This is a genomic window from Hymenobacter sp. YC55, from assembly GCF_029433095.1.
Classification (GTDB): Bacteria; Bacteroidota; Bacteroidia; order Cytophagales; family Hymenobacteraceae; genus Hymenobacter.
On record NZ_JARNTX010000001.1, the window covers coordinates 1,606,709 to 1,619,539 of the forward strand.

General features: G+C 53.6%; 11 protein-coding genes and 1 other RNA gene. 9 read left to right on the forward strand and 3 right to left on the reverse strand.

The window, feature by feature from the left end; genetic code table 11:
* The first annotated feature begins 327 nt into the window (after positions 1-327).
* Together P1X16_RS06870 and dgt are read left to right on the forward strand one after the other, a co-directional pair.
* On the forward strand, positions 328-606 hold the full coding sequence (locus tag P1X16_RS06870) for a hypothetical protein (protein ID WP_277227211.1): 279 nt from the start codon (positions 328-330) through the stop codon (positions 604-606).
* 164 nt (positions 607-770) lie between these two features.
* Positions 771-2,189, forward strand: a complete 1,419-nt coding sequence (gene dgt / locus P1X16_RS06875) for a dGTP triphosphohydrolase (RefSeq protein ID WP_277227212.1) — start codon at positions 771-773, stop codon at positions 2,187-2,189.
* Positions 2,190-2,320: 131 nt separating this feature from the next.
* Here the strand turns inward: dgt and P1X16_RS06880 are convergent, their stop codons facing one another.
* Both P1X16_RS06880 and P1X16_RS06885 read right to left on the reverse strand, forming a co-directional pair.
* The gene (locus P1X16_RS06880; RefSeq protein WP_277227213.1) at positions 2,321-3,034 is read right to left on the reverse strand and encodes a GAF domain-containing protein; all 714 of its coding nucleotides are present in this window, start codon (positions 3,032-3,034) and stop codon (positions 2,321-2,323) included.
* A 113-nt stretch (positions 3,035-3,147) separates the two neighbouring features.
* Entirely contained in the window at positions 3,148-6,420 is a 3,273-nt protein-coding gene (locus P1X16_RS06885) for an AsmA-like C-terminal region-containing protein (protein WP_277227214.1), read from the reverse strand.
* A 212-nt stretch (positions 6,421-6,632) separates the two neighbouring features.
* On the opposite strand from P1X16_RS06885, the gene P1X16_RS06890 reads away from it, so the two are divergent.
* Positions 6,633-6,959, forward strand: coding sequence for a DUF6686 family protein (locus P1X16_RS06890; RefSeq protein WP_277227215.1), 327 nt, complete (start codon positions 6,633-6,635; stop codon positions 6,957-6,959).
* Between the two features lie 103 nt (positions 6,960-7,062).
* Here the strand turns inward: P1X16_RS06890 and guaA are convergent, their stop codons facing one another.
* The gene (gene guaA / locus P1X16_RS06895) at positions 7,063-8,595 is read right to left on the reverse strand and encodes a glutamine-hydrolyzing GMP synthase (RefSeq protein ID WP_277227216.1); all 1,533 of its coding nucleotides are present in this window, start codon (positions 8,593-8,595) and stop codon (positions 7,063-7,065) included.
* A gap of 276 nt (positions 8,596-8,871) precedes the next feature.
* Here guaA and P1X16_RS06900 point away from each other — a divergent pair, with 276 nt between their 5' ends.
* The 6 genes from P1X16_RS06900 (at position 8,872) to P1X16_RS06925 (ending at position 12,772) form a co-directional block, all read left to right on the forward strand.
* Entirely contained in the window at positions 8,872-9,342 is a 471-nt protein-coding gene (locus P1X16_RS06900) for a carboxypeptidase regulatory-like domain-containing protein (RefSeq protein ID WP_277227217.1), read from the forward strand.
* 389 nt (positions 9,343-9,731) lie between these two features.
* Positions 9,732-9,828: signal recognition particle sRNA small type (gene ffs / locus P1X16_RS06905), an RNA gene on the forward strand.
* Between the two features lie 147 nt (positions 9,829-9,975).
* Positions 9,976-10,632, forward strand: a complete 657-nt coding sequence (gene fsa / locus P1X16_RS06910) for a fructose-6-phosphate aldolase (RefSeq protein ID WP_277227218.1) — start codon at positions 9,976-9,978, stop codon at positions 10,630-10,632.
* Positions 10,633-10,717: 85 nt separating this feature from the next.
* Positions 10,718-10,921, forward strand: coding sequence for a fructose-6-phosphate aldolase (locus P1X16_RS06915; RefSeq protein ID WP_245124171.1), 204 nt, complete (start codon positions 10,718-10,720; stop codon positions 10,919-10,921).
* 98 nt (positions 10,922-11,019) lie between these two features.
* Positions 11,020-11,718, forward strand: a complete 699-nt coding sequence (locus P1X16_RS06920; RefSeq protein WP_277227219.1) for an ATP-binding cassette domain-containing protein — start codon at positions 11,020-11,022, stop codon at positions 11,716-11,718.
* A 160-nt stretch (positions 11,719-11,878) separates the two neighbouring features.
* Positions 11,879-12,772: a glycosyltransferase gene (locus tag P1X16_RS06925; protein WP_277227220.1), complete on the forward strand. Its 894-nt coding sequence runs from the start codon at positions 11,879-11,881 to the stop codon at positions 12,770-12,772.
* Positions 12,773-12,831 lie beyond the last annotated feature (59 nt).

Genomic DNA, 12,831 nt, shown 5'->3' on the forward strand with positions numbered 1-12,831 from the left:
GTAGAAGTGTAGACGGCCCTACTACTAGCTTGTTATGCTTCGATGCAAACGTTTTACTACCATGTCTCACGCAGAATAGTATGATTATGTCGTGAGGAAAGCCAGCATAGCAAGTCAGCAAATATTTCACAAACAAGTGCAAAGTGCTATCATAATTGTTAATTATGCGGCATATTTTGACTAGTAAGTAACCAGTTACTTAAAATTTTACATTTTTTATTTTTATTAATAGTGCGTGTTCTTATTGAAAAATAAAATTATATTGCTTTACCGTTGAGTCTGCGCTGTGTAGACTATATCTTATTTACTAGTTTGTTGTCACCTTCTATGTTTCCTTCTCCAGTTGCGCATGCTATGCGGCTATGGCAAGATATGCTAGGCCAAGAACACGAAACTCCTCGTTCCTTTTTGTGGCAAAACGTGGAGGATATGGAGCCCGATGAGGCGGGCGCTATCGACTGGAGAAACCAACAGATCAAGACCCGTATTTATTTTAAGGGCGATAAAGTCATTTGCGTTCTAGGTGATTATACCTACTGGCGTCGTCAATGGGAGGCCTTCACCAAATGGCATGAGGTGCCGCTTACTCAGGTAAGACCAAACTAACTGCCAACAACTTCTTGTTGTGTTTATTAAGCAGCACAGTCGAGCATTGCTTTTTAGTTGGTGATAGGGTAAAGTGTAGCGGCGGGTTGTGGTGTCCCAAGTAGCACCGGATGTGAAGCAACAAGATTCAGGTTTTAGGGCCTTTGCCGTACCTTGCCAACCTGATGATGCACCTCCAAACCGATTTTTCCAATACGCCTGCCATGACCTGGGAGCGGCTGCTAAGCCGCCGTCGGTATCCCGAGCAGCCTCAGTTGCACGTAGTAACAGATGCGCCACCCGTGCGCGGAGCGTTCGTAGCCGACTACGACCGGGTGGTTTTCAGTTCGGCGTTTCGGCGGATGCAGCGCAAAACCCAGGTGATGCCCCTGCCCGAAACCGACTTCGTGCATACTCGGCTCACGCACTCCTTGGAAACTGCTTGCGTAGGACGCTCTCTAGGGCGCCTTGGCGGGCGGCTGCTGCTCGAAGAAACGGAAGGACTAGCCCAAACGCTGCCTCATCTCGATTCCGACTTTGGCGATATCGTAGCGGCGGCCTGTTTGGCTCACGACATCGGCAATCCGCCTTTCGGTCACTCCGGTGAAGACGCTATTTCAACTTACTTCCGTAGTTCGGCCGCTGAACCCTTTGTGCGGGTGCTCAACGCCGCGCAGCGTGCCGACTTACAACGCTTCGAGGGAAATGCGGCAGGCTTTAGAACCCTTACGCACACGTATGCCGCTCATAGCAGCGGCTCGGCAGGATTAGGGTTAACCTATGCCACGCTGGGCGCTTACACGAAGTACCCTCGCCCATCGGTGCTTGAGGAGGAAGCAAGTACCCGCGGTACCAGCGAAAAACGGCACGGCTATTTTCAAACCGAAGCCACTCGGTTTCAGGAAATAGCGCAGGAGCTTGGCTTATTGCCGAAGCCGCCCGGTTCTGCCGCCGGTTTCTACCACCGCCATCCACTGGCCTTCCTTGTAGAAGCTGCCGACGATATTTGTTACCGCATCATCGACTTCGAAGATGGACTCAAGCTTGGTCTGATTCCTTGCGAAACGGGCTTACAGCTGCTTCGCGAAATGCTAGGCGATGCCCCAAACCGACGGGGTTCTGTCGAGTGGCGCGACTGGCGCGAGGAGCTGGGGTACCTCCGGGCGCGCCTCATCAACCGGTTGGTGCAGCAAACGGCCCGCCTCTTCGCCGACCGCGCCTCCGCCTTCCTTCACGGCCGCGCCGACGAACCCTTGGTGCAGCATCTGGACTGCTGGGAGCAGCTTCAACGGATGCATGCTCTTACCGTGGAACACCTCTACCATAGCCGGCCTGTATTAGAGATAGAAGCAGCCGGCTTCGATGTAATGGCTGGGCTGCTCGATGCGTTTCTGCATGCCACCTTCGATCCGCAAGCTGGTCCTCGCTCGCGCAAACTCCAACAACTATTGCCCGCTCAGTTCCGTGCCGAAGGCCCACAAGAGGGAATTTCAGCCTACGAGCAAATCATTCTGCTTACTGATTATATCGGTGGCCTTACCGACCAAAATGCGCTGAGTCTGTATCGCACAATTCGGGGTATTGATCTGCCGAAAGTCTTCTGAGGTAAGAGAGCAGCACAAAACAAAGCCGCACCTAGTAGTTAGCTAGTTAAGCCTGATTCGGCTTTTTCTAGTTAACTGCCAGGTGCGGCTATTATTCAATCTATTTTTCCTTGCTGGAGGCTTTTGTTCTTTTAGCTTTCGTATTGATCGAGCACCTCGCGAAGGTCATTTAGGCGCCGGCTAATAAGCGTTAGAATGTCTTCAGGAATAGGAGCAGGGCTACCGTGACGAGTAGCCAAATAGCGTACTAGCGCTTGAAGGCCTTGTAGCTCTTCCTGTACCTGATTGCGAATCAAGAACCACTGGTCTTCTCCTAACTCGGGAGTTTGTAGGCAGCAGTAGCGCACTGCCACCATCTGACTAACCAAGGTGGCTATCTGCTCTAAAAGCTGTTGCTCACCTTCGCTCAAATAGCGCGGTTGGTAGTCAATGATGCACAACGACCCTATACGACGCTCATCAGGCATGCGTAAGGGAGCGGCAGCGTAGAAGCGTAGCTTTTTGTCGCGGGCAGCGGCGGCGGCCTGATTTGTAATCAGGGGCGAGGATTCGTTTGTTAAATCAGCGTACACGACAGCTTTGTTGTCGAGGATGGCCGTCGAGCAGAGGGCTTCCTCCCGTGGCTGGATCTGTACGTTTGGAAGGCCGTAGTTTGCTTTGTATGATACTTGCTCTTTGTCAACGAGAGCAATCAGTGAAATTGGAAGATTGAAAATACGGGCTGCGAGTGCTACAAATTCACCAAAAACAGATTCCTGTAATGAAAGTGCCGCGTCGTATCGATGAATCGAACGAAGGCGTTGCATTTCATCGGTGGGAATGAGTATTTGGGGTATCAAACTCATACAGTAAGTATGTAATAGCTAAGCAGAAGACCACCTTGTACAGCAATTTGGTAGTTTATAGAATAAGAAAAAAACTAGAATCAAGACTTCTTTATAAGCTAATATTTATTCTACTAATTGTTCATATCTTTTCTGGCTTCAATACGTTGCAGGAGCCGCAAAGTGGTATCGAGGCGTTGGGTACGGACCAGCTGCTGGTACTGTTGCTGCCACTTTTCTTGCTGCTGGCGCTGCTCTTGCTTTTGAAATGGACGCACCTTATAACGGCTGCCAGGCTCACGGCTGAGGTTTACGTAGACCAAGCCCCGACTAGGTCGAGCCGCTGCTTCGCCGCTTTTGATACGAGCCACTCGCTTTTTGTTGTTACCGAACAACGCCTGCATTGGGCTTAGGCCGACGTACAAGTTAGCACGGCCGTTGAGTTGGTACTCACCACTTACTGCCAAATCGGTGAGGTTGCTGTTGAGGTGCAAGGCGGGTACTATTACTCGATTGCCGTCGAGCACGAATCGAGGACTAACTGGTTCGAAATACAAATGATTAGTGCGCTTGTCGCGCAAAAACTTCAGAGCCTGTGCTAAGGCTTCCACGTCTAGCAGTTCCAAGTCACGCAGGTCGGTTTTAAGGTAAGCATATGTTTCGGGAAGGTTGGGTAAGAAGACAGCGTTGAGAGTGGTGTGAACATCGGCTTCGCAACGCATAGTGCCCCGAATGTTATCGGGCCGTAGTACTTCGAAATGCAATGCTTCCGCTACCCGGAACAGCGCTGGCAACTCAACGTCTTGCAAACGCACCTGCGCCCGCAGGGGATATTGATTGGTGCCTTCGTCAGTTTGCATTTGTCCTTGTAAGGACACTTTTCCTCCGAATGCCTGTAATGAACAGCTTTCCAGGCGCGCCGCCCCAGACTCTAAGTGGCTGATCAACCGGAAATTATTGCCGCGAAGCACGGCATACTGCACGCGGTCGGCCGATACACGCACTTGTGCTGTTACAGTGCCATCTAGAAAAGGAGAAGTGGTCGGACGTAGCCGAGCCGGATTAGCAAACTTATCTTTCGCTGAAGATGGAGGAGTAAGTGCGGCCAGTAGCCCGAGCAAGCGCTGCACATCGAGCGTGCCGTAGCGTAGCTCCACTTCGGCATGTGCCGCTGCCAATTGGCCCTCGCCTAGCCGAGCACTAGCACTGACGCGACCTTGCCCACCGGCACTGGTACGGAAGTTCAGGTATGGAACCTGGAAATTCAGACCGGTTTTGTTGATGCGCAGCTGAAGGTTGGTGAGGTTCTCGCCTGCTGGAAGACGCAGGTTTTTCACTGTTGCCACCACTTGCCCAGTGGCACTCAGCATGGCTGCACGCAAGCTAGGGTCAGGCGGGACAGAAGATGGTGCTGTTGCGCGCGATGGTCGGTCGAGCAGAGCTAGCATACGGCGGTACTCTATGGTATTGAAGCGCAGTGCCAACTGCACGTTCACAGGGCGCATCTGTAGCGTATCAGTAGGCCAACTGATAGCGCCGCTTACCGAGCCTCCCCACACGTGAGCTTGCAGTTTGGATAGCTGTACGTAATTCCCGTTGTGGCGCACTGTGGCCGCTAACTGCTGCAGCGTATCGGCTGGTAGCACCAACTTGCCGCACTGCAATCGGATGTTGAGATGCAGTCCTGGAGGGAGCAGGTTCATGGCGCGGGCTGCTAGCTCTTGGTTGCGGGGCCGGCCCACACGCCTCGGCCGGGGCACTCGGTGGGGCCGCCCCGCCGGAGGGGCCAGCAAGCGGCGCAGGCGGTCGAGCCTTAGTTCATCGACCACAAAGGTGCCCGCAACAGAGGTAGTAGGGTGCTGCCCGTTGAAATACGACAGCAAATAGGTAGTAGTGGCGTTGGCGCGGACATTCATGCCATTGAGGCGGCACGTTAGGTTTTCTAGTAGCCACGAACTGTCGCGCAGACCCAGCCGCACATTCAGCTCCGACATATCGGCGCCGCGGCTAGGAATCAGAAACGAGGCATTCTCGAGCGTGATATTTCCGCGTACGGCCAAAGCCGATGGGGTGGAGGCCCCACTCGCCCGACTGGCCCGCCTAACTGCCCGGGTTTGTATTTCGGGTAGTGGTCCGTTGAGGGTTAGGTCTAAAGCAGCATTGCCGTGGCGGGCTTGCCATAAACCCGGTGCTACCACTGCCGCGAGCGTCTGAAGCTCGGTTCGGCCGCGTATCCGGCCACTCAGGATGGGACGAGTAAAATCGCGCGCCGTAATAACGGCATCTAGTTCACCAGCCGAAGAGTACAGGCGGCACTGGTCGAAAGAAAGGGAAGTGGTGCGAGGGGAGTGCTCCGGTCCATTGTCGAACGTGCCTCGGGCGTCCCAGCGCCGGATACGCCGCAAAGAATCAGCCCACTGCAGTTGCGCGTTGTGTAGCTGAAACTGAAGAATTGTGCGCGGACGAGCCGTAGGGCCGCTTAGCCCCTTTATCGTGTACCAAATACGAGCATGGCTGGTACTTTGGGCTCCAAGCAGATACCGCTGCATATTGTTAGGGAGGGCCACGTGCAACACTTCCATCAGGGGTTGCGAGCCTACCATACGCAAATCAAGGCGGGTACCCCGTGCTTGACCGGGTGCGGGCGCCTGGTGGGTGCCACGAATAAGTACGGTGTCGCCATTGAGCGTAGCATGGGTGCGCAGGAAGGTGCCCTTTCGCTGCTGAAAATTGTATTGGTAACTCACCCATGCACGCACCGGCTCTTGCTCGAACAGGTTGCCGCGTCCACTGCGCAAGTAAATCAATTCTCCGTCTAAAGTGCCTCGTACTTGGGCCGTACCCGACCTCCCGCGGGCCCAAAGCCGCGCATGATGTACCACCGCCTCAAAACCGCTATTTTGAAGGTCATTGCGGTCTACCATATGGAAATTGACAAGCGTGAGCGAGTCTAAATCGAAGTTGGGGGGAGTGGCCGCAGTGGTCCGGCGAGGTCCTCGGCCGTGCAAACCCCAGTCGTGGCCCGTCGAATCAGTGAGCTGCCGAAACTCGGTGTTGTAGAGGGTAAGATGGCGGACGTGTACGCGGCCCCGCAGTAACTGACTGATTTCCAGCCTAGCATCAGCATGGTTGATGCCTAAAACCTTCACCGCCGCCCGGGCCGTAGTGTCGGTGAGTTGGAAGTGCCGCAACGAAACTGTGAAATCCGGAAAGTTGCGTACCAGCGAAAAGTCTACGTCGAAAGGAGCTAGCACCAAGTCGGAGTTACGTGCTATCCGCTCCCGCACCGCCTGTTCTACCTGCCGTTTGCCCCAGCTAGATCCTAGCAGTATTGCCCCTATCAGAACAGCAAGCAGCAACCCAAGCAACGAAAAGCCCAGCAATTGGCGGAGAGAAGGGCGTTTCATAGAGCGTGAGAAGGCGGCATACGAGCAGGAAGCAGAAGGAGACTAGCGCTTCTACGCAGAAACAACTGTTGTGGTACAGCACCCCGAGCCAAGTCGAAGCTCTAGCCCGAAGTAAGGCGCCCATAAGCTAGCGGAGACGCGGACAGTAAAAAATATTTATTTAGACATTTTCTAAATAATGATACATTTGGGCTTTACATCCCCTTATCTCCATGGCCCAATTCTTTCACCACAACGATTTCGGCTATTGTGCCCGCTGCCCTCGTACTTGCCATTTGCACTTGTGCTTTGGCAATGTGGCTTTAGCTGCAACTCCCTCCGAATTTTCGGAGTTCCGCCAAGTGATTGCGGATACCTGGCAACACCACTGCCTCCGCACCGCTGACCCCGAGGCCCGTTGTATTGCCTTGCGTACCCCAGCCCCCAATTTGGCTCTGGTTTTCTCGCTCGTTGAATTAACTCAGCTGCGCGATATTGTTGAAAACACGGCGCTGTTGCTGGAAGTAGAGCAACTATTGAGTCCAAGAACATTTGAGTAGCAGAGTTCAACAGCACAGCTGAAACAGCGCTACTACCTGATAGTAGTAGCAAAAAAAAGCCGCTGGCATTATGCCAGCGGCTTTTTCTGAATGAAATACTAGCTTATTCCCACTCAATAGTAGCGGGTGGCTTACTAGAAATATCATACACCACGCGGTTGATACCGCGCACTTGGTTGATGATCTTGTTGCTAACTTCGGCGAGAAACTCGTAGGGTAAGTGGGCCCAGTCGGCCGTCATGCCGTCTACGCTGGTCACGGCGCGTAAGGCTACTACTTGCTCGTAGGTCCGCTCGTCGCCCATCACGCCTACGCTTTGAATCGGCAGCAGCATTACGCCAGCCTGCCAGGTTTTGTCGTAGAGGCCGTGAGCCTTTAGCCCGTTGATAAAGATGGCATCGGCGCGCTGGAGCAGGTCCACTTTGGCGGGCGTAATGTCGCCGAGGATACGAATACCCAAGCCCGGGCCGGGGAACGGGTGGCGGTGCAGAATGTTGGTTGGTAGTCCCAGAGTGTGGCCTACCTCGCGCACTTCATCTTTAAACAAAGCCCGTAGAGGTTCTACAACCCGCAGGTTCATTTTGGCCGGCAGGCCCCCTACGTTGTGGTGGCTTTTGATCGTTACAGCGGGTCCTTTTACCGACACCGATTCGATAACGTCAGGGTAGATGGTGCCCTGGGCCAACCAACGAGCGCCGTCCACTTTTTGCGCTTCCCGGTCGAACACCTCAATAAAAGTGCGGCCAATGGCTTTGCGCTTCAACTCCGGGTCGGTGAGGCCCGCTAATGCTGCGTAAAATTCGGTGGAGGCATCTACGCCGCGTACGTTCAGGCCGAGGTCTTTATAGGAATGCAACACATCCTCGTACTCGTCTTTGCGCAGCAGTCCGTTGTTTACGAAGATGCCGTGCAGCCGGCTCCCAATAGCACGGTGCAGCAACAAGGCCGCTACGCTAGAATCGACCCCTCCCGAAAGGCCAAGAATTACTTGATCCTGCTCGCCAATTGTGCGTTGCAGCGTATCTACCATCGAGTCCACAAAATGCTCGGGGGTCCAGCTTTGATCGAGCCCGCAGATGTTGACCACAAAGTTTTGGAGCAACGTCTTACCATCGGTGCTATGCGTGACCTCCGGGTGGAACTGGATGCCATAGGTGGGCTGGTTTTCGATGTGGAAAGCAGCCACGTCGACCTCTGGTGTGCTAGCAATAATCTGGAACCCGGCTGGCAAATGCTTGATGGTGTCGCCGTGCGACATCCACACCTGCGACTCGGTTGGTACCCCGTGCAGCAAGGGGCTTTGATGATTGACGTGGGCTAGGCGGGCCCGGCCATATTCCCGGATAGTGGCGGGCATCACCTCACCACCCTGCTGGTGCGCCAGCAGCTGCGCGCCGTAGCATACCCCCAGCACTGGCACATGGCCCAGATAGGCCGAAAGGTCGGGGTTTGGCGATTCGGCGTCACGCACGGAGCAGGGGGAGCCGGAAAGCACAACGCCCCGGATGTCCTCAGTGAGGTCCGGGGCGTGCGTATATGGGTGAATCTCGCAGTAAACATTCAGCTCCCGAATGCGTCGGGCAATAAGCTGAGTGTACTGCGACCCAAAGTCGAGAATCAAAATCTGTTGAGGCATGTGCAAAGGTAAGCAGGGACTTGGGGAGCACAAAAAAACCAGTTACTAGTAATCAATATTACCGTTCACCCTTGGAATTGTATCAATAATGTTCAATGAAATGGTATTAGTTAAAAAAATAATTGTCTTATACATTGATATTATAATTATGCTATGTATGTTTGCATCAACTAGTGCTGGTTTGCAACAACTTCCAGCTGTAGTACCGCTTATCTACTCCGTTCTATTACCTCCCACACCTGTTGTATGAAATCCTTTGTACAGTTTATTTTCGGTATGACAAGCCTCCTCTTGTCAACAGCTGCCGTAGCGCAGAGTGCCGCTGGCACCTCTACAAACACCCGCACGATGCCGAAAACGGCTATTGCTATGAGCACTGCAGCACCAATCGTTGCTACACCCTCGCCAGCGCCTGTAGTGGAAGGGGCTCCAGTTGAGGTTAAAGAATTCAGAGGAACTGTGGTTGATGACTTGGGTGAGCCTCTAGCAGGTGTGGTCGTTTCGATAGTATCGGCTAAGAACCAGTTTAGCGCTGCTACCACCACTACCACCAACTCGGAAGGGGAGTACTTGCTGCGCACGACCAACGCATCGCCGGTGCTGCTGGTGAGCTATGCCGGCTACGAGGACATACAGCAACAAGCCACGTATGCCCGCCCTATCACATTTCAGCTCGAAGCAATTGACAATTACGAGCGCCAGCTGAAAAAGAAAGTGAAAGCCGCCGAGAAGGCTTGGCACAAGTAGCAGGTAGTATGCGACGAGGATAGCTTCCGCTATCAAGGCATGGGCTGATCGTCGGCAGGATAAATTACTTATTGGTTTACTATCAGGTTGCGCTATAACATCTTGCTATTGCTGGGTTTCGATAAATAAAATACTTCTTATCTCTCCCTATTCTATTGCTAGAACGCTGCTTTACTCGGTCACCTCTCTAAGCTCTTATTTGAGCTTGGGTAGGGTTGGGTGAAGCAGCGTTTTTATACTTGCCATGCTGCCTAGTATGCTGCATTCATCACACGGAATAGTAGCGCTAATGAAAATTAAAGCTCCTGATTCTCTGATAGAAGTTGATGCTAAAGAGAAAAATCAAGCGCTTGTAGCGTAAAACGTAGGATTCGTTTGTACCTTTGCACCCGGCGAGTCAGAACGACCAGCTCCTGTTGAACTCCCCCAGGACCGGAAGGTAGCAAGGGTAGACGGTTGAGCGGTGCGATTTTGGCTCGCTTTTTTTTGCCCTTAAGTCTCGGAAGCAACCAGATGTATAGCTGGCACTCAGCAGCGACACTGGTGGGCGCGGCAACCAACAACTCTAGCTAAATCCGGGATAGGTGGTAGCTTTGAGGACTTGTTGTTTTCAACTGATTCCGCTTATACCACATGAAATTTTTCATTGATACTGCCAACCTGAAGGACATTCAGGAAGCCGTAGAGCTTGGGGTGCTCGACGGCGTAACCACCAATCCTTCGCTTATGGCCAAGGAAGGCATCAAAGGCACCGATGCCGTTATGGCCCACTATAAGCAAATCTGTGAGCTGGTGGATGGTGATGTATCGGCCGAAGTGATTGCCACCGACTACGAGGGTATCGTGCGGGAAGGTGAAGCCTTGGCAGAGCTGCACCCCAATATTGTGGTGAAAGTGCCCATGATTCGGGATGGCGTGAAAGCTATCCGTTACTTTTCTGATAAAGGCATCAAAACCAACTGCACCCTTATTTTCTCGGCTGGACAAGCGTTGCTGGCTGCCAAAGCGGGTGCCACCTACGTGTCGCCGTTTGTGGGCCGCCTCGATGATATTGGCGCCGATGGCATGTTGCTGATTCAGCAAATCGTTGACATCTTCTCTAACTACGGGTATCCTACGCAAGTGCTGGCGGCTTCTGTGCGCCACATTCCGCACCTGATTCAGTGCGCGGAGCTTGGTGCCGATGTCGTAACCTGCCCGCTCAGCGTTATCACGGGGCTGCTCAGCCACCCGCTCACCGACAAAGGTTTGGCTACGTTCCTTGCCGACCACGCGAAAGTAAACGGCTAGCTAGCGGCAGAAGCAAAGAGCTAGTTGTTCTGCTACTCTGGTAGACCGTAGTTGTTCAGCAACCAAACAATTCAATCCTTCAGCCATGTATATCATCAAAGTCAAAGGCAAAGCCAAGATTCCCGATTACATTCAGTTGCGCGACGAAGAGTTTGTCCTCATTGCTTACTTCCGAGCCGACCGGCCCCTGAAGGATCTGCACCGCTACGGGCTGGAAAATAAGGAGACGGCCTTGGCTGCGGTTATTGATGGCCTTGCTTTCGGTAAGCTGCAGAAGCTGGAAATATAAATTTGGAGTTTGGTGCGTGGTTGGTAAAGCGAGGCTGTTTTGTTTCATACTACGCCTCACCAACCACGCACTAGGCACTGAAAATTAAGGATTGAATTATGTCCGTTGTCGAGCTGCACGATGCGTATATCATGCAGGATGTGAATACCATCCTGCAAAAGGTCACGTTTACGCTGGAGAAAGGGGAGTTTGCCTACCTGGTAGGCCGAACGGGGTCGGGTAAGAGCTCCTTGCTCAAGACACTGTACGCCGATTTGGGGCTGGGAGCAGGAACTGGAACGGTAGCAGGCTTTGCACTGCCCCGAATCAGTAACAGTAGCAAGGTGCCGTATTTGCGCCGTAAGCTGGGCATCATTTTCCAGGATTTTCAGCTGCTCTTCGACCGGACGGTGGCCGAAAACCTGCTCTTTGTGCTCAATGCAACCGGGTGGAGCGGCAAAGCCCGCAAACAACAGCGCATTTCCGAAGTGCTCATGCGCGTGGGTCTGGCCAACGTAGCGGGGAAGATGCCGCACCAGTTATCGGGGGGCGAGCAGCAGCGCGTGGTTATTGCCCGCGCCTTGCTCAACGAGCCGCTGCTGCTGCTCGCCGACGAACCCACCGGTAACCTCGACCCCGATGTGGCAGACAGCATTATGCGCCTGTTTGTGGAAATCAACAATTCCGGCACAGCTGTGCTCATGGCCACGCACAACTACCAGATTATTCAGCAGTACCCAAAACGAGTGCTTAAGTGCGAGCAAGGCCAGCTGGTGGATTCTGCGGTGACACCTTTTCAATTAAAAAACGAGTTTTAGATTATCAGTGATAGTAGCGTAGCTGCAGCCAGCCAATAGCTTACGTGCGCTCAATCCGGTTGTGGCACGAAGTTGACTGTAAGTGTTAGCTTGATTGTACATTTGGCGCATTAACTCGGCAACAATCTGTATGGTGGGTTCTCTACTTCTCTTCTAATCCATGCCCGGTCTCTCCGTACTGATTCCGGTTTTCAACCGCAACGTGACGCCGTTGGTGTACGCCTTGCAGGCCCAAGCCAAGGATTGGGATGGCCCGGTGGAAATTCTGTGTCTTGATGACGGCTCCCGGGAAGTGGAGCGGCTGCCCAACCATCACCTAAGCAAGCTAGCCGGCGTATGCTACGAAGAACTGCCGCACAATATCGGGCGGGCCGCTATCCGCAACCGCCTGGCCCAAACCGCCCGCTACGAATGGTTGCTACTCCTCGACAACGATAGTCTGCTGCCCGACTCCCGGTTTCTGGCCCGGTATGCGGCTGCCCGCATGCAGGCGCCCGTACTAGTAGGGGGAACCACCTACGAACATACCGCCCCCTCGACGGCAGAACTAACCTTGCGCTGGTTGTATGGGCGGCTGCGCGAAGCGCGGCCGGCGGCCGTGCGGCAACGTGCTCCGCATGGGCAGCTTACGCTCAACAATATGCTGGTCGATACTAAGTTGTTTCGACAGTTTGGCTTAGATGAGCAACTCACCCGCTACGGCCACGAAGACACCAAATTTGGTTGGTTGCTGCGCCAAGCAGGCATTCAGGTCCATCACCTCGACAATCCGGTACTGCATGATGGCTTGGAGCCCGCCACTATGTTTTTGCAGAAGAGCCACGAGGCCGTTCGCAATCTGGCCTTGCTCTACCGGGCCGAGGGATTGGGTAGCGACACCAAATTGCTGAAAGCTGCCCTGCAGTTACACCGCTGGGGGTTAAGTGAAGCCGTGCGAGCCGCTTTCAAGCTGCGCCAAACGCAGGTGCGGCGCAATTTGCTTTCCGTACGGCCTAGCCTGCGCCAACTCGACGCCCTGAAGCTGTACTGGATGTTGACGGAGCTGGCAAAGTAGTCCCGATGCTCTTGTCTAGGCATTAGGTCGCAGCCTGGCACCAGCTACCAAGGCCTTGA